At 69.3% G+C, this 23,017-nt stretch carries 17 protein-coding genes, 1 tRNA gene and 1 pseudogene; 8 read left to right on the top strand and 11 right to left on the bottom strand.

All coding sequences use genetic code 11. The features are described 5' to 3' along the window. Positions 1–17: 17 nt before the first annotated feature. Positions 18–884: pseudogene (locus tag QE388_RS18580) on the top strand (recombinase family protein); the annotation flags it as partial. 880 nt (positions 885–1,764) lie between these two features. Here the strand turns inward: QE388_RS18580 and QE388_RS12185 are convergent. From QE388_RS12185 to QE388_RS12195, 3 genes are all read right to left on the bottom strand, one after another. After that, positions 1,765–1,840 (bottom strand) — tRNA-Lys (locus QE388_RS12185). Between the two features lie 38 nt (positions 1,841–1,878). After that, positions 1,879–2,883: an iron chelate uptake ABC transporter family permease subunit gene (locus QE388_RS12190; protein ID WP_307385605.1), complete on the bottom strand. Its 1,005-nt coding sequence runs from the start codon at positions 2,881–2,883 to the stop codon at positions 1,879–1,881. Further along, a complete protein-coding gene (locus QE388_RS12195) occupies positions 2,880–3,929 on the bottom strand; it encodes an iron ABC transporter permease (protein WP_307385606.1) in 1,050 nt (349 codons plus the stop codon). The genes QE388_RS12190 and QE388_RS12195 overlap by 4 nt, the downstream gene beginning before the upstream one ends. Before the next feature lie 23 nt (positions 3,930–3,952). Here QE388_RS12195 and QE388_RS12200 point away from each other — a divergent pair, with 23 nt between their 5' ends. Next, entirely contained in the window at positions 3,953–5,005 is a 1,053-nt protein-coding gene (locus tag QE388_RS12200) for an iron-siderophore ABC transporter substrate-binding protein (RefSeq protein WP_307385607.1), read from the top strand. A 110-nt stretch (positions 5,006–5,115) separates the two neighbouring features. Here QE388_RS12200 and QE388_RS12205 read toward each other — a convergent pair whose 3' ends face one another. Continuing rightward, entirely contained in the window at positions 5,116–5,784 is a 669-nt protein-coding gene (locus QE388_RS12205; protein ID WP_307385608.1) for a fasciclin domain-containing protein, read from the bottom strand. Positions 5,785–6,102: 318 nt separating this feature from the next. Here QE388_RS12205 and sigK point away from each other — a divergent pair, with 318 nt between their 5' ends. The 4 genes from sigK (at position 6,103) to QE388_RS12225 (ending at position 9,500) form a co-directional block, all read left to right on the top strand. Beyond that, positions 6,103–6,693: an ECF RNA polymerase sigma factor SigK gene (gene sigK, locus QE388_RS12210; RefSeq protein ID WP_307385609.1), complete on the top strand. Its 591-nt coding sequence runs from the start codon at positions 6,103–6,105 to the stop codon at positions 6,691–6,693. Continuing rightward, a complete protein-coding gene (locus QE388_RS12215; RefSeq protein WP_275796731.1) occupies positions 6,690–7,487 on the top strand; it encodes an anti-sigma factor in 798 nt (265 codons plus the stop codon). The genes sigK and QE388_RS12215 overlap by 4 nt, the downstream gene beginning before the upstream one ends. 76 nt (positions 7,488–7,563) lie before the next feature. Further along, positions 7,564–8,202, top strand: a complete 639-nt coding sequence (locus QE388_RS12220; protein WP_058597412.1) for a hypothetical protein — start codon at positions 7,564–7,566, stop codon at positions 8,200–8,202. Positions 8,203–8,615: 413 nt separating this feature from the next. Further along, positions 8,616–9,500, top strand: coding sequence for an aminodeoxychorismate lyase (locus QE388_RS12225; RefSeq protein ID WP_307385610.1), 885 nt, complete (start codon positions 8,616–8,618; stop codon positions 9,498–9,500). A 97-nt stretch (positions 9,501–9,597) separates the two neighbouring features. Here QE388_RS12225 and pstB read toward each other — a convergent pair whose 3' ends face one another. From pstB to QE388_RS12245, 4 genes are all read right to left on the bottom strand, one after another. After that, a complete protein-coding gene (pstB, locus tag QE388_RS12230) occupies positions 9,598–10,377 on the bottom strand; it encodes a phosphate ABC transporter ATP-binding protein PstB (protein WP_275796726.1) in 780 nt (259 codons plus the stop codon). 20 nt (positions 10,378–10,397) lie between these two features. Then, a complete protein-coding gene (pstA, locus tag QE388_RS12235) occupies positions 10,398–11,486 on the bottom strand; it encodes a phosphate ABC transporter permease PstA (protein ID WP_307385611.1) in 1,089 nt (362 codons plus the stop codon). Beyond that, positions 11,483–12,502, bottom strand: coding sequence for a phosphate ABC transporter permease subunit PstC (pstC, locus tag QE388_RS12240; protein ID WP_275796722.1), 1,020 nt, complete (start codon positions 12,500–12,502; stop codon positions 11,483–11,485). Before pstC ends, pstA begins: the two co-directional genes overlap by 4 nt. 158 nt (positions 12,503–12,660) lie before the next feature. Then, positions 12,661–13,788: a PstS family phosphate ABC transporter substrate-binding protein gene (locus QE388_RS12245; RefSeq protein ID WP_307385612.1), complete on the bottom strand. Its 1,128-nt coding sequence runs from the start codon at positions 13,786–13,788 to the stop codon at positions 12,661–12,663. Between the two features lie 158 nt (positions 13,789–13,946). Here QE388_RS12245 and QE388_RS12250 point away from each other — a divergent pair, with 158 nt between their 5' ends. Together QE388_RS12250 and QE388_RS12255 are read left to right on the top strand one after the other, a co-directional pair. Continuing rightward, positions 13,947–17,885: a Pls/PosA family non-ribosomal peptide synthetase gene (locus QE388_RS12250; RefSeq protein WP_307385613.1), complete on the top strand. Its 3,939-nt coding sequence runs from the start codon at positions 13,947–13,949 to the stop codon at positions 17,883–17,885. Further along, a complete protein-coding gene (locus tag QE388_RS12255; protein WP_307385614.1) occupies positions 17,882–19,180 on the top strand; it encodes a M1 family metallopeptidase in 1,299 nt (432 codons plus the stop codon). Before QE388_RS12250 ends, QE388_RS12255 begins: the two co-directional genes overlap by 4 nt. A gap of 158 nt (positions 19,181–19,338) precedes the next feature. On the opposite strand, the gene QE388_RS12260 is transcribed toward QE388_RS12255, so the two are convergent. The 3 genes from QE388_RS12260 to QE388_RS12270 are packed head-to-tail and all read right to left on the bottom strand — an operon-like array spanning position 19,339 to position 22,942. After that, on the bottom strand, positions 19,339–19,842 hold the full coding sequence (locus QE388_RS12260; RefSeq protein WP_307385615.1) for a hypothetical protein: 504 nt from the start codon (positions 19,840–19,842) through the stop codon (positions 19,339–19,341). After that, positions 19,839–20,777: an NUDIX hydrolase gene (locus QE388_RS12265; protein ID WP_275799095.1), complete on the bottom strand. Its 939-nt coding sequence runs from the start codon at positions 20,775–20,777 to the stop codon at positions 19,839–19,841. Before QE388_RS12265 ends, QE388_RS12260 begins: the two co-directional genes overlap by 4 nt. Further along, on the bottom strand, positions 20,774–22,942 hold the full coding sequence (locus QE388_RS12270; protein WP_307385616.1) for an RNA degradosome polyphosphate kinase: 2,169 nt from the start codon (positions 22,940–22,942) through the stop codon (positions 20,774–20,776). Before QE388_RS12270 ends, QE388_RS12265 begins: the two co-directional genes overlap by 4 nt. Between the last annotated feature and the right edge of the window lie 75 nt (positions 22,943–23,017).

A 23,017-nucleotide genomic window follows, 5' to 3' on the forward strand; every position in this document is an offset into this window, starting at 1 on the left:
CATCATCAAGCAACAAGATGACTTCAGAACTCGACGTGACTCAGTTCACGTCGGCCCCGCAACTGCGACGCGCTCAGCGAAAATCCGAGGTGATCGGCGGTGCCACATCTCACGAGCTACGCGGCCGTCGGGCGGTGCTCTACCTGCGCGTGAGCAGCAAGAAGCAGGTCGCAACGGACTACGACCCGGAAGGGATCTCGCTCCCTGCTCAGCGGCAAGCGTGTGAGCGCAAGGTTGAGCAGATGGGACTGGAGGTCGTAGAAGAGTACGTCGAGCCCGGTCGCTCGGGAACGAACGCATCCGGGCGTCCGAAGTTTCAGGAGATGCTCGAACGCATCAAGAGGCAACGCGACGTCGACTACGTCATCGTCTACAAGCTCTCGCGGCTCCACCGCAACCGTTACGACGAAGCCTTCACTATGGCTGAGCTGCAGCGCCGCGGCGTCACTCTGGTTTCGGCAACGGAGAGCATCGATGGCACCCCCGTGGGCCAGCTGATGCAGGGCATCCTGTCGGCCTTCAATCAGTACCGGTCCGCCGAGGACGGTGCAGATATCGCGTACAAGTTGGGGGAGAAGGCCAAGAAGGGCGGCACCGTCTTCATGGCGCCGCTCGGCTACATCAACGTCGGCGTACGCATCGAGGATCGGGAGGTCCGCGCCGTCGACTTTGATCCGGACCGCGCTCACCTCGTCAAGCTCGCGTTCGAACTCTACGCAACTGGCAAATACAGCATCCCCGAACTCGGGGACGAGCTGTTCCTTCGTGGGCTGAAGACGCGCGCTTCGGGACGCTGGCCATCGCAGCAGCTCTCGGACAACCAATTGCTCCGGCTTCTTCAAGACCCGTACTACCTCGGCCTGACTCGATTCAAAGACCAGATCTACCCAGGACGACACGAAGCGCTCGTGGACGGCGAGCTCTTTGCTCGAGTCCAGGAGGTCGTGGCGATGCTGTCAACGGGGGAGCGGCAACGCGTGCATCACCACTACCTCAAGAGCACCCTCTATTGCGGACGCTGCTACGACCGCGACGGTACGCACGGTCGAATAATCATCAACAGCGCGAGTGGGCGCGGCGGTCGCTACGACTACTTCTTCTGTCGACTCCGCCAGGAGCATCTGTGTGACTCGCCCTACATGCAGATCGAACGGGTGGAAGAGGCGATCGAGCGGTACTGGTACCGGCTCACCCTGAATAACGAATTCCTTGAAGGGGCTCGTCGAGGACTTCGCCGCACGATCGAAGGTGACCAAGCTGCCGCCCGTTCGTTGCACACGCACCTAACTGAGAACCTTCGGAAGCTCGACCAGCAGCAGGAGAACCTGGTCGATCTGGCCGCGGACGGAACGCTCCCCCGCGACGTCGTGCAGCGGCGGATGAATGGCATCGCGAAGAGCCGAGCAGCTATGACGGCTCGGCTTGAGAACACGGAGAAGAAGCTGACTGCGGTCCTGGAGTACATCGATGCCGCACTCTCGATACTGGAGCGCCCCGGCGACCTTTACGCAGGTGCCACGGACGAACAGCGACGAATGCTGAATCAGGCGGTGTTCTCGCGCATCTACGTCGAAGCAGACGAGGTGACGGGCGTGGAGTTCAACGAGCCGTTCGACGTGCTCATCGCCGCCGACGAGCAGTACGCGAATGCCACCAGCAGTGGAGAAACCAAAACCGCCCCTGCGAACAGGGGCGGTGGGAAATCGTCGGAAGTCGCGACTCTCGTAAACATCGCCAAAGACGATATTTCGAGTAACGCTGACGTGGTGGGCCCGGAGGGGCTCGAACCCTCGACCCGCGGATTAAAAGTCCGATGCTCTGCCAACTGAGCTACAGGCCCTCACTCCCAGCCTAGCGGGCGCGACGGGGGTGCCGTGCTCACCGGCGGGAGCGGGCGACGATCCAGAACAGGTAGGCGCCGCCCACCGCCGCGGTCAGCAGGCCCACGGGGATCTGCACGGGAGCGAGCGCCCGCTGGGCGACGACGTCGGCCACGATCAGCACGACGGCCCCCGTGAGGGCGGATCCGACGAGGGGGATGCCGCTCGGCCCCATTGCACGACGAGCCAGCTGCGGTGCGGCGAGGGCGACGAAACCGATCGGGCCCGCGACCGCTGTCGCCGTTCCGGTCAGGAGCGCGGCGACCACCACGAGCGCGAGGCGCGCGCGACCGGTGCGGACGCCCAGCGACCGCGCGGTGTCGTCGTCGAGCTCGAGGGCGCGATAGTCGCGACGGAGCGCGACCAGCGCGGCGGCGAGCACGCCCAGTGAGGCGAGGAGCAGCACGACGTCATTCGCGGAGGTGGCGGCGAGACTTCCGTGGAGCCACTGCGTCGCGTTGCGCGCGACGTCGAGCGGAGCGCGCGTGAGGAGGTAGTCGTTGACAGCCGCCAGGAGGGTCGTCAGGGCGATGCCGGCGAGAATCGTGCGCTCTCGCGAGATCCCGACGCTGCGGGCGATGGCCATGACCACGAGGACCGTGAGCAGGCCTCCCGTCCACGCCCCGATGGCAGGAGACGGGGGAGGAGAGATGAGGGTCAGCCCGATGAGCGCCCCGGTCGCCGACCCGGCCGTGAAGCCGACGATGTCGGGGCTCGCGATCGGGTTTCGGGCGAGTGTCTGGAAGACCGCGCCGGCCATTCCCAACGCGGCCCCGATGAGAAGGGCGGCGACGAGGCGTGGCATCCGCATGCCCATGACGACGACGGTGGTTCGGGCGTCGGCGTCTCCGGTGAGAGCGGATGCGACATCCCCGAGCGACGCGTCGAACGAACCCGTCGTGAGGCCAACGGCGGCTGCGCCCACAGCGACAGCGATCAGGATCGCCGCGACCGCGAGGGGGCGTCCGCGTCGCGATAGACGGGTTCGAGAGGGCGCGCTCATCGGCTCCTCCGCAGGATCAGCCAGAGCAGCAGCGGCGCGCCGAGGAAGGCGGCGACGATGCCGGCCTCGACCTCGCCGGGGAGGGCGATGACGCGTCCGACGATGTCGCTCGCGAGCGTCAGGGCGGCACCCGTGACCGCCGCGAGCGGCAGGGACACCGGCACGGAGCCGCCGACGGCACCGCGGACGGCGTGGGCGACGAGGAGGCCGATGAACGCGAGCGGCCCCGCCGCCGACGTCGCGGTCGCGCAGAGGACGGTGATCGCCGCGCCCGAGGCGATCGTCACGAGGGCAGGGGAGACCCCGAGGGATCGGGCCAGATCACTCCCGAGCTGCAGGTGGTCGAGGCCGCGCGCCACGAGGGCGGCGAGCACGATCCCGACGACCGCGAACGGCCACAGCTGCGCCGAGACATCGGCATCCCTCCGTTCGAACGAGCCAACGGCCCAGAACCGGAACGACTCGAACGTGGCGTCGTCGGCGAGGGTGATGATGCCGACGATGGCGCTGAGGCAGGCGCTCAGCGCGACCCCGGCGAGGATCAGCCCCACGGTGTCGTTTCGGCGATCGGGCCGCGCGGCGGCGTTCACGAGCAGGGCGGCTCCGCCGGCGCCGCCGAAGGCGAACCACACGTAACCGCTCGCCGTCCCGACGCCGAAGGCGGCGATCGCGATGACCACGCCGAGCGCGGCGCCCGCGTTCACCCCGAGAAGCCCGGGGTCGGCGAGCGGGTTCCGGGTGAGCGCCTGCATGAGGACGCCGGCGACCCCCAGGCACGCTCCGGCGAGGAGCGCCGTGAGGGTGCGCGGCACACGGAGCTCATGGACGATGACGCCGACGGCATCCCGTCTCTCGGAGAACAAGGCCGAAAGCACGTCGGCGGGCGCGAGGGCGCGCGAACCGACGGCGAGGCTCGCGACGACGAGCACGGCGAGGAGCACGGACACGGCGAGCGTGAGCACGACCGCGCGAGAACGCGCCGCTCGACGACGCGCAATCAGCTGCCCCGCGATCCCCGGCGAGGTGGCAGCGGCCGAATCGAGCACAGAGGTAAGGTTATCCTAACCGTGTGACCCTCTTTCGTTTCTCGTCTCCGCACGTCCGTCATCGTCCTAGACGAGCGATCCTTGCCCTCGGGGCGGCCCTCGTCCTCACACTCAGCGGCTGCGCTGGGGCCGGTGCGCCGACGTCGACCGTCGACGCCGAGGCTGCTGCCAGCGGCGACTGGGTGGTCTCGCGCGACCTCGAGCCCGGGATGGGTTCGAGTGAGGCCGACGGGGTCTTCCCCCGCGAGGTGACCCACTTCGGGGGTGTCACCCAGATCCCCGCGCAGCCCACACGGATCGCCGTCGTCTCGACCGGTCAACTGGACGCCCTCCTGGCGCTCGGAACCGTGCCGGTCGCGGCGACGCGCGCCGAGAACAGGGGCCTCGTCCCGCAGTACTTGCAGGATGCCTTCCCCGAAGAGGCCGCGCCGCTCGCCGCGATGGCCGACATCGGCAAGCGGACGGAGCCCGACCTCGAGGCCATCGCCCAGGCCGACCCCGACCTGATCCTCATCAACTCAACTCGCGGCACGGAGCTGTACGACGCGCTCTCCGCGATCGCCCCCACTGTCCTCACCAAAGGCAACGGCGTGAACTGGAAGAGCGACTTCCTGCTCATCGCCGACGCCCTCGGTCAAGAGGGAGAGGCGCGCGGCATCCTGGATTCACTGCAGACAGACAGTGCGGCGTTCGCCGAGACGCACGCGGCGGGGGAGCCGACGGTCTCGTTCCTGCAGTCCACCGGGGACCGCACGCGCATCATGGGGGTGCCCTCGTTCGCCGGGGGAATCGCCGAAGACCTCGGGCTCGGACGACCCGCCTCGCAGCAGTTCGATGACACGTCGCAGGACATCAGCGCCGAGCAGATCGACCTGGCCGACGCCGACCACGTGTTCTACGCGGGCATCGGTCAGGGGACCGCGTTCATCGAAGACGCGCCGCTGTGGAAGACGCTCGGCGCCGTCGCCGACGGCCGTGCCGTCGCGGTCGACTACGACCCGTGGTTCACCAACGCCGGGCCCGTCGCGGCACGCCTCGTTCAGGATGAGATCGTGCGCGCGGTGGACGGCAACTGACGCCGGAAAAAGAGCGAGAGCCGGACCCCCTCGCCTGGGGTCCGGCTCTCGCCGTCAGGTCCGGTCGATCATCGACCGGTCGGGTGCGTGACGATCACGCACCCGAGGACTTACGCCGGGGGCATCAGCACCGTGTCGATGAGGTAAACGGTCGCGTTGGCGGTCTTCACGCCACCGCAGATCACCTTGGCGTCGTTGACCATGAGGTTGTCGCCCGAGCCCGAGACGGTGACGTCCTGGCCCTCGACCGTGGCGTGGGTGCCGTCGATCTCGGACGGGCTGAGCTGACCGGCGACCACGTGGTACGTGAGGATCTTGCTCAGCGCGGCGCTGTCGGTCTTGAGGCCGTCGACGGTCGCGGCGGGGATCTTGGCGAACGCGTCGTCGACCGGAGCGAACACGGTGAACTCGCCGCCGTTGAGCGTGTCGACCAGGTTCACGTCGGGGTTCAGCTGGCCGCTGACGGCGGCGGTGAGCGTCTTCAGCAGCGGGTTGTTAGAGGCGGCGGTCGCGACCGGGTCAGCGGCCATGCCTTCGACCGAACCGGCGCCCGAGGGGACGGCGGCGGCGTAGTCGGCGCAACCGGGGCCGACGAGGTCCGACGCAGCGTCCATCGAGCCCGAGGAGGCCGAGGGCGACGCTGCCATCGAGGGGGCGCTGCTGGTCTCTTCGCTCATGGAACCGCCCGAGGTGGTGCCACCCGAGCAGGCGGTGAGGGCGAAGGCCGAACCCAGAACGAGGGCGAGACCGGCGACGACAGGCTTCTTGTTGGTGAGCATGACATTCCTCCGAAATCGTTCGGACCACTTTCGCGGTCCGTCAGGGACACCCTGGTGCGGGTGGTTCGCCGTGGAGCGGCTTACACGGGGTCTTCGGGGCCCCCGGGAGATCGGATTGGCGCCGAGGCGGAATTTCTCCTCGAGTACGCGGCGACCGGATGGAAAACTCCAGGTGAGAGGGGCGGAAAGATTCTCGGGAACATTTTCTGATCCGCTCGTTGGGAGGTCGATCCCAGCGCATAACGGTTCCGTACCCGATGTCTCGACGCGCGGACACCCGGTCGGGTCGCGTCCTCGACGTACGAGAGGATGGATGCCATGGTGATCGACGGCTTCGACCTGCCCGACGAGGGCTCGGATCGCGTCGACCACGTGGGCGATCTCATCCAGCGAGTCGCGACGGGCGACCGCGACGCATTCGCCGAACTGTACGACGCCCTGTCGCCCCGGGCGTTCGGTCTCATCCTGCGTGTGCTCGTTGACCGGGCGCAGAGTGAAGAAGTCCTTCAAGAGGTCTTCCTGGAAGTGTGGCAATCCGCCGCGCGTTTCACTCCGAAGAGAGGACAGGGAAGGTCGTGGGTTCTCACGATCGCACACCGCAGGGCGGTGGACCGCGTGCGGTCCGCGCAATCCAGTGTCGATCGAGATGTGCGCGCGGGCTTCCGCGATATCCACGTTGCCTATGACAACGTCGCCGAAAAAGTCGAGATGAAGATCGAGGGGCGACGCGTCGTCGATGCGTTGGCGGCGCTTCCCGAAGCCCAGAAAGAAGCGCTCACGTTGGCCTACTTCGGTGGATACAGCCAGAGTGAGATCGCTACTCTCGTCGGTGCGCCCCTCGGGACGATCAAGACGAGAATGCGTGACGGCCTGTCGCGTTTGAGGATGGAAATGGGGGTGGACAAGTGAACGAGAGGGAATTCGCCGACCTCGCAGCCGGTCACGCGCTGAACGCGCTATCCGACGCTGACGAACGCGCGTACCAGGAGGCGCTTGCGAGCAATCCCCATTGGGAGTCGCACGTCCGCGACGCGGCCGAGGCGATCGCCGCCCTGAGTGCGGTCGTCGAGCCCGTCGACCCGCCGCCGTCGGTGCGCGCCTCCCTCATGGCTCGTATCGCCGACCTTCCTCAGCAACCCGTCGCGCCGGCCACCACCCCCGAGGTCGCCCGCGACGACGAGGACTACGCGGCGGCAGGTCCCGCGCCGGTGATTCCGGATGCCACTTCCTCGCGCCCCGCGAGCTGGGGCCGTCGTCGCTGGTTCACGCTCGCGGCATCCATCGTCGCCGTTCTGGTCCTCGGCTTCGGGGCGGCGTCGCTCGGTCAGTACCTCACGCGCCCCGCGGCCGTCGTCGCCCTGCAGCAGATCGAGAGCGCGCCCGACGCACGGTCCGCCTCGGTGTCGATGCCGGACGGGGGCTCCGCGACCGCGCACTGGTCGGCTTCGACCGGGCAGAGCGTGCTCGTGACAGACGGCATGCCGGCGCTCAGCGACGACCAGACCTACGAACTGTGGTTCGTGCGGGGCGAGACGCCGATCGCCGCGGGCATTTTTGAGACGGATGCCGAGGGTCGGGCGACGGCGATGCTCGAGGGAGAATTCCACTCGGGCGACGTCATCGCGGTGACGGTCGAACCGGCGGGCGGATCGCCCGACGGGACGCCGAGCTCCGCGCCGGTCGTGGCGGTCGCCACCGCGTGAGGCTGCTCGAGCGAGGTCCCTGAGCTTGTCGAAGGGACCGGACCCTCGTCCCCGGCTGACCGCCTAGCCTGGAACGATGAGCGATTCGCCGCGCGAGTTCCACAAGCCGATCCGACGCCCCGCCGAACTGTTCGACCGCCTCTTCGCCGCCGACGACCCCGCCGAGGTCTCGCGCGTCGCGCACAGCACCGCTCACGCTCTCCTCGCGCGCGTCCGCGCGGATCCGAGCGTCGACATCGTCGAGCGTCTCGTCGCGTTCACCGACGATCACGGCATCGACGACATCGCCGAGTTGTGGTCGCGGTCACCCGCGCGCTCCCTCCCGGGGGCACTGTGGCGTCTCTACCTGCTGCAGCTCATGATCCACGACGATGCGGCGACGGCGGCCCTGCTGTACGAGCGAGGACGCGTCGAGATGGCGACGGTCGACCCCGTCGTGGTCGGCGCCCCTGCGCCCGCCGGCCCCGAGGAGCTCGTGCAGCTGATCGACACGATCCTCAGGGGACTGTTTGAGGGCGATTTCGCCGTGGCGCTGGACCGCGCCGCCGCGTTCTGCCGAGTCCAGGCGTCGGGGTCGACGCATCTCGCCGATGACTACGAGAACACCGAGTCGGAGCGGGCTTCGGCGTTGACCACGCGGGCGCTTCGGCTGTCGACGTACGCCGAAGATTTGTCAGCGGCCGCGGCGCTGTGGCGGCGGGATGCGCTGACCTGAGGGTGCGCCCGGTCCCTTCGACAAGCTCAGGGACCTCGCGTGAGCGGGCGGCCTCGCGTGAGCGGGCGGCCTTGCATGAGCGGGCGGCCTTGCGTGAGCGGGCGGCCTCGCGGGAGCCGTGCCTGGCGTGGAGCCGGTGGCTGAGCTTGTCGAAGCCACCGGCGGAGAGAGCGCGGCGGGAAAGGTGGCTGAGCTTGTCGAAGCCACCCGCGGGAGGAACACACCGCAGAAAAGAAAAGTGCCGGACCGCAGAACGCCTCTCGGCGCATGGCCGCTCATAGCGGCAGAAGATGGAGCCCGGGGTTACTGCGGCCCGGCATGAAAAGTGTAACAAGCGTCAGCCGCCGACATTCCCTCCGAAGGCCCCGTTGACACGACCCGGGCGTGTCGTAGCCCGAGCGTAGGCTCGCTCCATGGCTTTACGTTTCGCCCTCATGATCGACCCCGTGGCATCCGATGATCGACGCGAGAGCTTCGACGACGCCTTCACCGTGGTCGACCCGCTCGGTCCGGCGCTGCCTCTCGGCGAGCTGAGCGCGCAGCGCGGCGACGGCGTCTTCGAGTCACTCGGTGTGGTCGACGGGCACGCTCAAGAGGTCGGTCCGCACCTGGATCGGCTTGCGCATTCCGCGCACCTGCTCGACCTCCCGGCGCCGAACGCGGCGCAGTGGCGGGCGGCGATCGCGCGCGTCGCCGCCGAAGCCGGGCCGGGGGAGAGCGTGATCAAGCTCATTCTCAGCCGGGGCGTCGAGGAGGGGGCGTCGCCGACCGCGTGGGTCACCCTCGCCACCGCGCCCGAAAACACGCGCGCGCGCACCGAAGGGGTGCGCGTCGTCACCCTCGATCGCGGTTACCAGCTCGATGTCCCCTGGCGCGCGCCGTGGCTGCTGCTCGGGGCGAAGACGCTCTCCTACGCCGTCAACATGGCCGCGATCCGCGAGGCGAAGCGGCGGGGAGCCGACGACGCCGTGTTCGTCACGACCGACGGTTACGTGCTCGAGGCGCCCACGGCATCCGTCATCCTCCGCTCCGGGAATAGGTTCGTCACGCCCGAGCCCGCCGCCGGAATCCTGCACGGGACCACGCAGCGAAGCCTTTTCACCCACCTCGCGCAGCGCGGCTTCTCGACCGTGTACGAGCCGGTGCTCCTGAGCGACCTCAGAGCCGCGGATGCCGCGTGGTTGCTGTCGAGCGTCCGCCTGGCCGCGCCGATCTCGGCGGTTGACGGTGTCGACAAGTCCGTCGATCGCGATCTGACCGACGAGTTGAACGCTTACCTGCTCTCGCCGCGCGACTGACGCCCGAATCGCCCCCGAACCGGCTTGCCCGGGGACGTCCCGCCCCCGCAAACGACGATGGCCCCGCCGAAGCGGGGCCATCTCGCGTGACGCGGGCTTATCCGAAGCGTCCCGAGACGTAGTCCTCGGTCGCCTGGACGGTCGGGGCGGTGAAGATCGCCGAGGTGTCGTTGTACTCGATGAGCTTTCCGGGCTTGCCGGTTCCGGCGATGTTGAAGAACGCCGTCTTGTCGCTCACGCGCGAGGCCTGCTGCATGTTGTGCGTCACGATCACGATCGTGTACTCGCTCTTCAGCTCGCCGATCAGCTCCTCGATCGCGAAGGTCGAGATGGGGTCGAGGGCCGAGCACGGCTCGTCCATCAGCAGCACGTCGGGCGAAACGGCGATCGCGCGGGCGATGCACAGGCGCTGCTGCTGACCACCGGAAAGGCCGCCGCCCGGCTTGTCGAGGCGGTCCTTGACCTCGTTCCAGAGGTTGGCGCCCTGCAGCGACTTCTCGACGAGGGCGTCGGCGTCGCTCTTCGACATGCGCTTGTCGTTGAGCTTCGCGCCGGCCAGCACGTTCTCGCGGATCGACATCGTCGGGAAGGGGTTCGGACGCTGGAAGACCATCCCGACGTGACGGCGCACGAGCACCGGGTCGACCCCGGGGCCGTACAGGTCGTCACCGTCGATCAGCACGCGGCCCTTGACGTGTCCGCCCGGGATGACCTCGTGCATGCGATTCAGCGTGCGCAGGAACGTGGACTTCCCACAGCCCGAGGGGCCGATGAAGGCGGTGACCGAACGCGGCTCGATGTCGATCGAGACGCCCTCGACCGCGAGGAAGTCGCTGTAGTAGACGTTGAGGTCCTGGACCTCGATGCTCTTGGACATGGGGGTGTGCCTTTCCGCGCTCAGCGGGACTTCGGTGCGAACAGAGCCGCGACGATCCGGGCGATCAGGTTGAAGATGACGACGAGGACGACGAGGAGGAAAGCCGCGCCCCAGGCGTTGGCCTGAGAGGCGTCGATGTCTTGCCCGGGGAAGCTGTACGCGGTGTACGCCATGACCGGCAGGGTCTGCATCGGACCCTCGAAGGGGTTGGAGTTGAAGTTGTCGGTGAAGCTGGCGGCGATGAAGATCGGTGCCGTCTCACCCACGACGCGCGCCACGGCCAGCACGACACCGGTGATGATGCCCGAGGCCGCCGTCCGCAGCACGACCTTGACGATCGTCGCCGAGCGGGGGACGCCGAGGGCGAGCGACGCTTCGCGCAGGTCGGCCGGCACCAGGCGCAGCATCTCTTCGGTCGAGCGGATGACGATGGGGATCATCAGCACGCACAGGGCGATGGATGCCGAGAACCCGCTGAACGCCTTCGGACCCACGATGAGGCTGAACAGCGAGAACGCGAACAGACCCGCGACGATCGAGGGGATGCCGGTCATCACATCGACGAGGAAGGTTATCGTGCGACGCAGCGGGTTGGTCGGCAGCGCGTACTCGACGAGGTAGACGGCCGCGAGGACGCCGACGGGGACGGAGATGAGCGCGGCGATCCCCGTGATGATCAGGGTGCCGGTGATGGCCTGCCACGCACCGGCGGTCGCGACGACCTCGAGGGTGTTCGGATCGAAGGAGCTTCCGCCGACCTGGGTGATGAACTGCAGGTTCACCACGGCGAGTCCCTTGGAGATCACCGTCCACAGGGTCGACACGAGCGGTGCGAGGGCGAGAAGGAACGCGGCGGTGACCAGCCCGCGGACGATGCGGTCCACGGCCTTGCGACGGTTCTCGACGATCGCGGAGCCGACGCCGATCGCGATCAGGTAGATCACGGCGGTCAGGATGAGCCAGAGCGCGAGGTTGAAGCCCCCGAAGAGGAACTGCACCGCGGCGATGACGACGGCGACGCCGACGAGCAGCGCGGGTTCGATGAACCGCGGAAGCTGGCCGCTGGTGAGGGCCAGGGGAGCCGAGGACGGGACGGCGGAGGCGGTCACGAGCGCTTTCCTCTCTTGCGGCCCTTCGCACCTGGTCCCGTCGCCGAGATGATGTAGCGCGCGAGCATGTTGACCGCGAGCGACACGACGAAGAGCATGAGGCCCGTGCCGATGAGCGCGGAGCGCTGCAGGTCGGTCGCGATCGGGAAGTTCAGGGCGATGTTGGCGGCGATGGTCTGGGAGTTGTAGCCGTCGGTGAGCAGGAGCACTGAGTAGATGAGGCTCGGCGAGATGATCAGGGCGATGGCCATGGTCTCGCCGAGGGCACGGCCGAGACCGAGCAGCGTCGCCGAGACCATGCCGCTGCGCGCGTAGGGGAAGACCGCCAGGCGGATCATCTCCCAGCGCGTGGCACCGAGGGCGAGAGCGGCTTCTTCGTGCAGGCGCGGGGTCTGCAGGAAGATCTCCCGGGTGATCGAGGTCACGATCGGCAGGATCATGACCGCGAGCACGACGCCACCGGTGAACATCGTGGAGCCGGTGGTCGACACGGGGCCCTGGAAGAGCGGGATCCAGCCGAGGTACTCGTTGAGGAACTGGCTCACCGGCAGCAGGAGCGGGCGCATCACGATGATGCCCCAGAGGCCGAAGACGATCGAGGGCACCGCGGCCAGCAGGTCGACGATGTAGCCGAGCGCCCCGGCGATCTTGCGGGGTGCGTAGTGCGAGATGAACAGCGCGATGCCGATGGCGACGGGGGTTCCGATCACCATCGCGATGAGCGCCGCCCAAATGCTGCCGAAGAGCAGCGGACCGACGTACTCCCAGAAGCTCGACCAGTTGCGGTTCTGGTAGCCGGCGAGGTCGCCCTCGCTCCAGTTCGCCGTGATGGCCGGGAGGCCCCGGATGATCAGGAAGATGGCCACACCGGCGAGGATGACCATGATCGACACGGCGGCCGTGGTCGACAGGCCGAGGAAGACGGTGTCGCCGACGCGACGCTTCCCGACGATGCTGGCTTTCGGGGTGCTCGGTGTCGCGGCGTCGGTCGCGGCGTCACTCACGGTGTCAGTCACGGGGGACCTCATGCTCGGCACGGATCAAGGGGTGCTCCTCGGTCGGGTTCTCTCTGAGGATGTTCGGCTCAGCGGAACGGTCGATGCGGAATCGACCCCTCCGATCAGCCCGGCCCGGTCCGCACAGGAGGTGCGGACCGGGCCGAGTCCGAGAGGTGTTACTTGATGGCCGCGAGCGTCTCCGCAGCAGCCGAGAGGACCGAGTCCGGCAGCGGGGCGGAGCCGGCGTTCTTCGCGGCGACGGCCTGGCCCGTGGTGCTCGTGACGAAGCCGAGGTACGACTTCACGAGCTCGGACTGCTTGGTGTCCTTGAAGGTGGTGCAGGTGACGGCGTACGACACGAGCGGGATCGGGTAGGTCTCGGCGGTCAGCTTCGAGTAGTCGAACTTCTTCGACAGGTCACCCGGGACGCCGTTGCTGGCGTCGACGGCCGCGGCCTCGAACGTCGCGGTGACGGCCTCGGCGCTGTAGGGGATCGCGGTGCCGTCCTGGATGATCGCGGCCGCGTTCAGGTCGCCGATGGCGGAGTGGTCGGCGTAGCCGATGGTGCCCGAGCCGGCCTTGACCGCCTCGACGACGCCGGAGCCGCCCTTCTGCTTCGACACGTTGCCCTCGATCGGCCAGTCCTTGCCCGCGGGCGAGGTCCAGACCGACGACTGCGTCGCGGCGAGGTAGTTCGTGAAGTTCTGCGTGGTGCCTGAGCCGTCCGAACGCGCGACGGTCGTGATGGGGCCGGCGGGGAGAGCCGTGCCGTTGTCCTTGGTGATGGCCGGGTCGGACCAGTCGGTGATCTGCAGCGCGAAGATCTTCGCGACGGTCTCACCCGAGAGCTTGAGGTCGGTCACGCCGGGGACGTTGAAGATGATCGCGACACCGTCGAGGTAGATCGGGATGTTCACGCCACCCTCGGTGCAGAGAGCCTTCGACTGCGCGGTCTGGTCGGCGTTGAGGGGCGAGTCCGAGCCGGCGAAGTCGTACGCGCCGCTCAGGAAGTTGGTGACACCACCGCCAGAGCCCTGCGACTTGTCGTAGTTGACCGTCACGCCCTTGACCTGCGCGTTGTACGCGGCGGTCCAGGCGGCCTGCGCGTTGGACTGGGCGCTCGAGCCACCCGCGGTGATCGTGCCCGTGAGGTTCGGGTCGAGCGTGGCCGTGACGTCGGACGAGGTCGGCGATGCCGAGGTGCCCGCGGCGTCGCCGGAGCCGGAGGGGGAGGAGCAGCCGGCGAGAGCGAGCGAGGCGACGGCCGCCACGGCGCCCAGCTGAACGAATCGGGAGAGCTTCACTGTGTGAATCCTTCGTATGTCGGGGACACGAACCCGGTGCAGGGTTCTCCCGCACGGTAAACACCGACTCTTACGAGAGTGCGTTGTCCGGGTGAACGGAGGGTGAACCACTCCGGCCTGACCGGGACGTTTTCTTCGGCGGTATACGCTTCACCCCCGTGACGACACCCGCCTCCGCCGCGCAGGCGCCGCTCGATCGAACGAGCGCCGCCCCGCACGCACGCACGCTCATCGACCTTCTCGCCGACGTCGCGTCGCGGCATCCCGAGGCCTCGGCGATCGACGACGGTTCGGGCGCCCTCAGCTATCGCGAACTGCTCGCACGCGTCTGGAAGACCGCCGGTGCCCTCCACGCCGCCGGGGTGCGTCGCGGCGACCGCGTAGGCGTGCGCATGCCGTCGGGGTCGAAAGAGCTGTACGTGTCGATCCTCGCCGTGATGGCCGCCGGGGCGGCATACGTGCCGGTGGATGCCGACGATCCCGACGAACGCGCTCGTCTGGTGTTCGGCGAGGCGGGCGTGAAGGGCATCATCGCCGGCGACGGAGAGTTCCTTGCCGACGATGACGATCTGGTGCGCCTGTACGAGGGGGACGCTCCGCACCCGAGCACGAACGCCGTCCCGATCGTGGCCCCGCCCACGGTGGACGACGATGCGTGGATCATCTTCACCTCGGGATCGACCGGCGTTCCGAAGGGCGTGGCGGTGTCGCACCGCTCGGCGGCGGCCTTCGTCGAGGCCGAGGCGCGTCTTTTCCTCCAGCAGGATCCGCTCGGCCCCGGCGACCGCGTGCTCGCGGGGCTGTCCGTCGCCTTCGACGCCTCGTGCGAGGAGATGTGGCTCGCGTGGGGCCACGGCGCGTGCCTCGTCCCGGCCCCGCGCTCGCTCGTGCGCTCGGGCGAAGACCTCGCGCCCTGGCTGCTGCGCCAGGGCATCACCGTGGTCTCGACGGTGCCCACCCTCGCGGCGATGTGGCCGGCCGACTCGATCGAGAACGTGCGCCTGCTGATCTTCGGCGGTGAGGCGTGCCCGCCCGAGCTGGCGGCACGACTGGTCGCCGAGGGGCGCGAGGTGTGGAACACCTATGGACCCACCGAGGCGACGGTCGTCGCGTGTGCGGCACCGCTCGACGGCACCCTTCCCGTGCGTATCGGCCTGCCCCTCGACGGCTGGGCCCTGGCGGTCGTGGATGCCGAGGGCCTCCCCGTCGCGGAGGGCCAGGTCGGCGAGCTCATCATCGGCGGCGTCGGCCTCGCGCGGTACCTCGACCCCGAGAAGGATGCCGAGAAGTACGCCCCCATGCCCACGCTCGGTTGGGAGCGGGCGTACCGTTCCGGCGACCTCGTGCGCTTCGATTCCGAGGGACTCGTCTTCCAGGGCAGGGCCGACGATCAGGTCAAGGTCGGCGGGCGTCGCATCGAGCTCGGCGAGGTCGAGTCGGCGCTGCAGGACCTCGCCGGAGTCAGCGCCGCCACGGTCGCGGTGCGGACGACCGATGCCGGGGTCCCGGTGCTCGTGGGGTATCTGGTGATGGATGCCGGGGTCGACCTCGATCGCGGGGCGGCCCGTGCCGCGCTCGCCGAGCGTCTCCCCGCCTCGACGATCCCGCTGCTCGGCGTCGTCGACGAGCTCCCCGTGCGCACCTCGGGCAAGGTCGACCGCGCGGCCCTGCCGTGGCCCCTTCCCGGGGTCGACGCGCCCGCCGCGACGGACTTCTCCGCCGACGAACTCTGGCTGGCCGAGCAGTGGCAGGCTGTCCTCGGACTTCCGGTGACCGAGCGCAAGGCCGACTTCTTCGACCTCGGTGGAGGTTCTCTCGCCGCCGCGCAGTTGGTCTCGCGGATCCGCGCCCGGGTACCCGAGTTCTCCGTCGCGGACATCTACGACGTCCCGCGCCTCGGTGCGATGGCGAAGGCCCTGGGCCCGCAGCTCGTGGACGACACGCCCGCCGAGTTCCATCGGGCGGCGCCGACGCCCCGGACGACGCAGTGGGCGCAGACCCTCCTCGGGGCGCCCCTGTTCATCCTCGCCGGCGTGCGGTGGCTGCTGTACCTGTTGACCGCCTCGGCGATCCTGCAGCTCCTGCCGGGCTTCGAGGTGCTTCCGACCGTGCCCTGGCCCGTGCTGCTCGTCGGACTCCTGGTCTTCGCGACGCCGTTCGGGCGCATGGCGATCGCCGTGGCATCCGCCCGTCTCCTGCTCGCGGGGGTGCGCGCGGGCGACTACCCGCGCGGAGGTTGGGTGCACATCCGCCTGTGGCTCGCCGAGCAGATCGCCGACCAGGTGGATGCCGTGGGCCTCGCCGGTGCGCCCTGGGTGTCGTACTACGCCCGCGCGTTGGGCGCGCGCATCGGCCGCAACGTCGACCTGCACGCCCTGCCGCCCGTGACGGGGATGCTCGTCGTCGGCGACGGCGCCTCGATCGAGCCCGAGGTCGACCTCACGGGCTACTGGATCGACGGTGACCTCGTGCGCATCGGAGAGGTCCGTATCGGAGCGGATGCCACCGTGGGAGCGCGCTCGACCCTGGCGCCGGGAACGCGCATCGGTCGTCGCGCCGAGATCGCCCCCGGCTCTGCGGTCTTCGGCCGGGTCAAGGCGGATCAGTCCTGGGCCGGCTCGCCCGCCGTCCGCGTCGGCGGAACGGCGAAGGGCTGGCCCGGGGAGCGCCCGCCGGCTCCGACGCGCTGGCTGTGGGCGTACGCGGCGTCGGCCGTCGTGCTCGCGCTGCTCCCGCTCGCGGCGTTCACCGTCGGCGGTCTCGTGATCGCGCAGGGCATCCACGGGGCCGACAGCCTCGGTGAGGCGACCGCGCGGGCCTTCGCCTGGCTCGTGCCGGCGGTCGCGGTCACGGGCGTCGTGTTCGCGGCATCCGTTGTCCTTCTCGTACGGCTGCTCTCGATCGGTCTCGTCGAGGGGACGTTCCCCGTCCGCAGCCGGGTCGCGTGGCAGGCGTGGAGTATCGAAAGACTCCTGGATGCCGCGCGCACGATCCTCTTCCCGCTGTACTCCTCGCTCTTCACCCCCGTCTGGCTGCGCCTGCTCGGCGCCCGCGTCGGGCGTGACGTCGAGGCATCCACTGTCCTGTTGATCCCGTCGATGGCGCGCATCGAGGACGGAGCGTTCTTGGCCGACGACACGATGGTGGCGTCCTACGAGCTGCGCGCGGGGTGGCTCCGCCTCGGACCCGTCCGCATCGGCAAGCGCGCGTTCCTCGGCAACTCGGGGATGGCGGCTCCCGGACACCGTGTGCCCCGCGACGGTCTCGTCGCCGTCCTGTCGGCGGCGCCGCTGAAGGCGAAGCCCGGCTCGTCGTGGCTCGGTTCTCCGGCGGTGCGACTGCGACGCCTGTCGGCCGAGGGCGATGAGTCGCGCACGTACCAGCCGACCCCGGGCCTGCGTCTCGCGCGCACCCTGTGGGAGCTGTGTCGCTTCGTGCCCGTGGTGGTCACGTGCGGGATCGGCCTCGCGGTGCTGTTCGCGCTCGCCGCCCTGTGGCACCTCGTCGGACCTGTGTGGACCCTGCTGCTCTCGGGCGTCGTCCTGCTGGCGGCGGGCGCGGTCGCGGCGGCCGTGTCGACCGCGGCGAAGTGGGCGATCGTCGGGGTCATCCGTGCGGGAGAGCAGCCCCTGTGGTCGAGTTTCGTGTGGCGGACCGAGGTGTCCGACACCTTCACCGAGATGGTCGCGGCGCCGTGGTTCGCTCGCGCCGCGTCCGGCACGCCGGCGCTCGCGGTCTGGCTGCGCAGCCTCGGCGCGCGGATCGGCACGGGCGTGTGGTGCGAGAGCTACTGGCTGCCCGAGCCCGACCTCGTGACTCTCGGCGACGCGTCGACGGTGAACCGCGGGTGCGTCGTGCAGACGCACCTGTTCCATGATCGAATCATGAGTATGGACACCGTCGAGCTGGAACCCGGGGCGACACTCGGCCCGCACAGCGTGGTGCTGCCGGCATCCACTCTCGGCGCCCACGCCACCGTGGGCCCGGCTTCTCTGGTGATGCGCGGTGAGACCGTCCCGGTCGGCTCGCGCTGGAGCGGAAACCCCATCGGACCCTGGCGCGCGGTCAAGGTGCGCGCCTACCAGTCGACGTCGTGAGCGGCGGCGACCCCTACGCCCCGCAGAGCGGGGATGCGTCGTACGACGTCGAGGAGTACGACCTCACCCTCAGCTACCGCGTGCGCACCAACCGGCTCGAGGGGGTGGCCACGATCACCGCTGTCGCCCGGCAGCCGATCGCCTCGTTCGCCCTCGACCTCGTCGGACTCCGCGCGACGCGCGTGAAGGTCGACGGCGTGGCCGCGCGTCACACGAGCGGTCCTCGCGCGCTGCGGGTCACCCCGCCGCGCGCCCTCGCCAGCGGTGCGCCGTTCCGCGTCGAGGTGGTCTACGCCGGTTCGCCGGCCCCGCGGCGCTCGCGCTGGGGGACCGTCGGGTGGGAGGAGCTGACCGACGGCGCTCTCGTCGCGGGACAGCCGACGGGCGCACCCACGTGGTTCCCCTGCAACGACCGGCCCGACAACCGCGCGCGCATGCGGCTGGAGGTCACGGTCGACGACGGATACACGGTCGCGGCCACCGGCGTCGCGGGGGCGACGACACGGCGCGGCGGCCGCACCACGACGACCTTCACGTCCGCTGTCCCGACCGCGACCTACCTCGCGGCGGTGCACGTCGGGCGCTACCGCACCCAGGTCCTGGCGGGAAGCGGCGTCGACGTGGTGCCCGTCGTCAGCGTGACCGCCCCGCCCGCGCTGACCGCGGCCGCCGACCGCGCCTTCGCCCGCGTCCCCGACATGCTGCGCGTGTTCGACAGGCTGTTCGGTCCGTACCCGCAGGAGGCGTGCACGCTCGTCGTCACCGCGGACGAGCTCGAGATCCCTCTCGAAGCGCAGGGACTGGCGGTGTTCGGCATGAACCACCTCGTCCCGGCGGCACAGCGGCTCGTCGCCCACGAACTCGCGCACCAGTGGTTCGGCAACAGCGTCGGCATCGCCCGGTGGAGCGACATCTGGCTGAACGAGGGTTTCGCCTGCTACGCGGAGTGGCTGTGGTGGGACGCCTCAGGTGGCCCCTCGATCCGGGCTTCCGTCGTCGAGAACCACACCCGGCTCGCCGCGAAGCCGCAGGATCTGCTGCTCGTCGATCCCGGGCCCGACGACATGTTCGACGATCGCGTCTACAAGCGCGGCGCTCTCGCGCTGCACGCGGTGCGTCGCGCGCTCGGCGACGACGCCTTCTTCGCGCTGCTGCGCGGCTGGACCGCCGACCACCGCCACGGTCTCGTCACGACCGACGACTTCCGCGCCGCGGTGGAGCGGGCCGGGGGAGCGGATGCCGCTGCCCTGCTGTCGCGGTGGATCGACCATCGCGAGCTGCCGACGCTGCGCTGAGTCATTGCGCTGGGGCGCTGCGCTGGCGCTTTGCGCGGTGCTTTGCGTGGCGGGAACGCGTGATGAGCGGAGGGTCAGGGACGAGGGGAGGACCTGATCGCGGTCTCGGTCCTCCGCTCGCCCCACGTCCTCCGCTCGTCACGCGCACCGCACGTCTGTCACGGTGTCGCGGGCAGCACCGCGACGGCGACCACGACCCCCTCGGGCCCCTCGACGTCGTACCCGTCGAACGCCGGGCCGTCGTCGATCGCGCCGATCCAGGTGCCGTCGTCGCGCGCGTCGATCCGCACGCGCGCCGGATCGATCTCGAGCCCCCGACCGTCGGTCTTGACCACAGCTTCAAGGCGTGCCCACGCCCTCGCATCTGCGCCCGGTATCACGCGGTCGAGGCCGGACGCGTCGGCGGGCACGGCGTCGAGCCCCACACGCCCCTCGCCCTCGAGCGTTGCGACCACGGCCCAGCCCCCGGCATAGGAAACGGATGCCGCAGCCGCCACGCCCGAGACGCGCAGGCGCCCGTGGTCGCCACCGCACCGCGCGCAGCGCGACGAGAGCCGCGCTCCGGGCAGGAGTTCGCTCACCAGGGCCCGCGACACCGACCGCCGCTCCGCCCCTCCGGCGACCTCTCCCCACGCGACGCGGAGACCGCGGGGCAGCGTCACACCGGTGGCTCGTGCGTTTCGATCGCGACGATGCCCGCACCGGGGTGGTGGACGGGGATGTGCACCACCGAGAACCCGCCGGTCTCGAGCGCCGACGAACTGCCGAGGTAGGAGCCTCGCATCGTGCCGGTCGCGAGCGCTAGCTCGTGCATGATGGCCGGCAGGACCGGCCCGTGGCTCGACAGGACGACGGGCTTTCGTGCCCGCACCCGTTCGCCGACGACCCTGCGCACGTCGGCGCGACCCTCTTCCCAGGCGTCCTGGCTGATGTCGGCCGCCAGCTGGATCTTCAGCGCCAACGCCTGCGAGAGCGGCGTCACGGTGCGCACACATCTTTCGGCGGGACTCGACACGATCCGGCGCACCCCGAACGCGAGCAGGGGGCCGACGATCGCGTTCGCCTGCTTCCGTCCGCGCGGGGCGAGGGGGCGCTCGGCATCCGGGCCGTCCCACTCCTCGCGCGGGCGGGCCTTGCCGTGTCGGAGCGCGATGATCGGGAAGGTGGGCAGAGCCTTCTCGTCGACGAGCCGGATGAACTCGTCGAGGATCTCGAGATCGACCGGATAGCTCAGGTTCTTCCGGGCCTTCTTCAGGCTCATCCACTCGATCGCGGCGACCTCTTTGTTCGGCACGAAGGTCGACGTGCGCACCGCGGCATCCGACGCCTCGGCGGCCCAGTAGTGCACGATCTTCGTCCGCGAACTCGGCATCCGATACCGCGAGACACCGACGGGCACACCGAGGGCGACACGGATGCCGGTCTCTTCGCGGATCTCGCGCACGGCGGTCTCGGCGAGCGTTTCGCCGGGGTCGACCTTTCCCTTGGGCAGCGTGACGTCGCGATACTTCGTACGGTGGATCAGCAGGACCCGCAGCTTGCCCTCGACCTCGCGCCAGACCACGCCTCCCGCCGCGTAGACGGCGGTTTCACTCACCGCGCCGCCCGCGCGCGCCGCTTGCGCTGCACGCGTGCCATCGTGTGCTCCTGCAGATCGATGAGAGGCGCGCCCTCCGCGTCGACGCTGTGCCGGATCCACTCGCCCTCGGCGTTCAGGTGCCACGACATGGTGCCGTCGTCCATCGCGAGGTCGAACAGGGTCGACAGCTCCTGCAGCTGGCTCGGATCGACGACCCGCACGAGCGCCTCGACACGGCGATCGAGGTTGCGGTGCATCATGTCGGCGCTGCCGATGTAGATCTGCTCGTCGCCGTCGTTCGCGAACGAGAAGATGCGCGAGTGCTCGAGGTAGCGGCCGAGGATCGAGCGCACCGTGATGTTCTCGCTCATCCCCGGAACCCCGGGCTTGATCGAGCAGATGCCGCGCACCCAGACCTCGACGGGAACCCCCGCTTGGCTCGCACGGTAGAGCGCATCGATGATCTCTTCGTCGACCATCGAGTTGACCTTGATCCGCACGCGAGCGGGCTTGCCCTCGAGGGCGTTGCGGCGCTCCTTGTCGATGTGGCGGAGCAGGCCCTTGCGCAGGTGAAGCGGCGCGACGAGGAGGCGCTTGAACTTCTTCTCGATCGCGTACCCGCTCAGCTCGTTGAACAGGCGGGTCAGGTCGCGCCCGACCTGATCGTCGATCGTGAACAGACCGAAGTCCTCGTAGATGCGGCTCGTCTTGGGGTTGTAGTTTCCCGTCCCGACGTGGCTGTAGTGGCGCAGGCGCCCCTCTTCCTCGCGGATCACGAGCGCCAGCTTGCAGTGCGTCTTGAGTCCGACGAGGCCGTACACGACGTGCACGCCGGCCTTCTCGAGCTTGCGCGCCCAGACGATGTTGTTGGCCTCGTCGAAGCGCGCCTTCACCTCGACGAGGGCGAGCACCTGCTTGCCCGCTTCGGCGGCGTCGATCAGGGCCTGCACGATCGGGCTGTCGCCCGAGGTGCGGTAGAGCGTCTGCTTGATCGCGAGGACGTGCGGGTCGCGCGCCGCCTGCTCGAGGAAGGCCTGCACGCTCGTCGCGAACGACTCGTAGGGGTGGTGCACGAGGACGTCCGCCTTGCGGATCGCCCCGAACAGGTCGGCGCGCCCGTTCTGTTCCGGCGGCTGGAACGCCAACGCGGTCTTGGGTACGTGCGGCGGGTAGTGGAGGTCGGGACGGTCGATGCGCGAGAGGTCGAACAGCCCGCGCAGGTCGAGCGTGCCGGGGAGGCGGTAGACCTCCTGCTCGGTGATGTCGAGCTCGCTCAGAAGGAGAGAGCGCGTGACGTCGTCCATGTCCTCGGTGATCTCGAGGCGGATGGGCGGGCCGAAGCGACGGCGGAGGAGCTCGGCCTCGAGGGCCTGGATGAGGTTCTCGGTCTCGTCTTCCTCGATCGTCATGTCTTCGTTGCGCGTGAGCCGGAACGCGTGGTGATCGAGCACCTCCATGCCCGGGAACAGGTCGCCGAGGTGGTTCGAGATCAGTTCCTCGAGGGGGAGGTACCGCACGCCCGGGCCCTCGCCGGGGACCTCGACGAATCGCGGCAGCATCGGCGGCACCTTCAGGCGCGCGAACTCCTGGCGACCGGTCCGCGCGTTGCGGATGCGGATCGCGAGGTTCAGCGACAGGCCCGAGATGTAGGGGAAGGGGTGCGCTGGGTCGACCGCGAGGGGCATGAGGACGGGGAAGACGTTGTGCTGGAAGTACTCCGTCAACCGCTCAGCGGTGGGCTCGTCGAGCGAATCCCACGTGACGACCTCGATACCCGCCTCGGCGAGAGCGGGACGGACCTTCTCGGTCCATGCCGCCGCGTGGCGGAGCTGGAGACGGTGAGCTTCGGCCGAGATGTCGGCGAGGACGTCGAGGGGAGCGCGACCGACGTTGGTCGGGACAGCGAGTCCGGTGATGATGCGACGCTTCAGGCCGGCGACGCGCACCATGAAGAACTCGTCGAGGTTGCTCGCGAAGATCGCGAGGAAGTTCGCGCGTTCCAGGACGGGGACCGTCGGGTCTTCGGCGAGTTCGAGCACGCGCTGGTTGAAGGCGAGCCAGCTGATCTCGCGATCGAGGTACCGGTGATCGGGCAGCTGGTCGTCCGCGGCCTCGATCGCCTCGTCGAAGTCGTCGTCGTCCGCGTCGCCGAGGCCCGCGTCGAGAGCGTCGTGTTCCATCATCCCCACATCATTGCAGGGGTCGGTGACACGGGAGTGAACACGCGGTACGCGCGCCATAAGCGCGGGTGTTCAGAG

Origin of the sequence: Microbacterium sp. SORGH_AS_0969, from assembly GCF_030818255.1 — a bacterium.
Classification (GTDB): Bacteria; Actinomycetota; Actinomycetes; order Actinomycetales; family Microbacteriaceae; genus Microbacterium.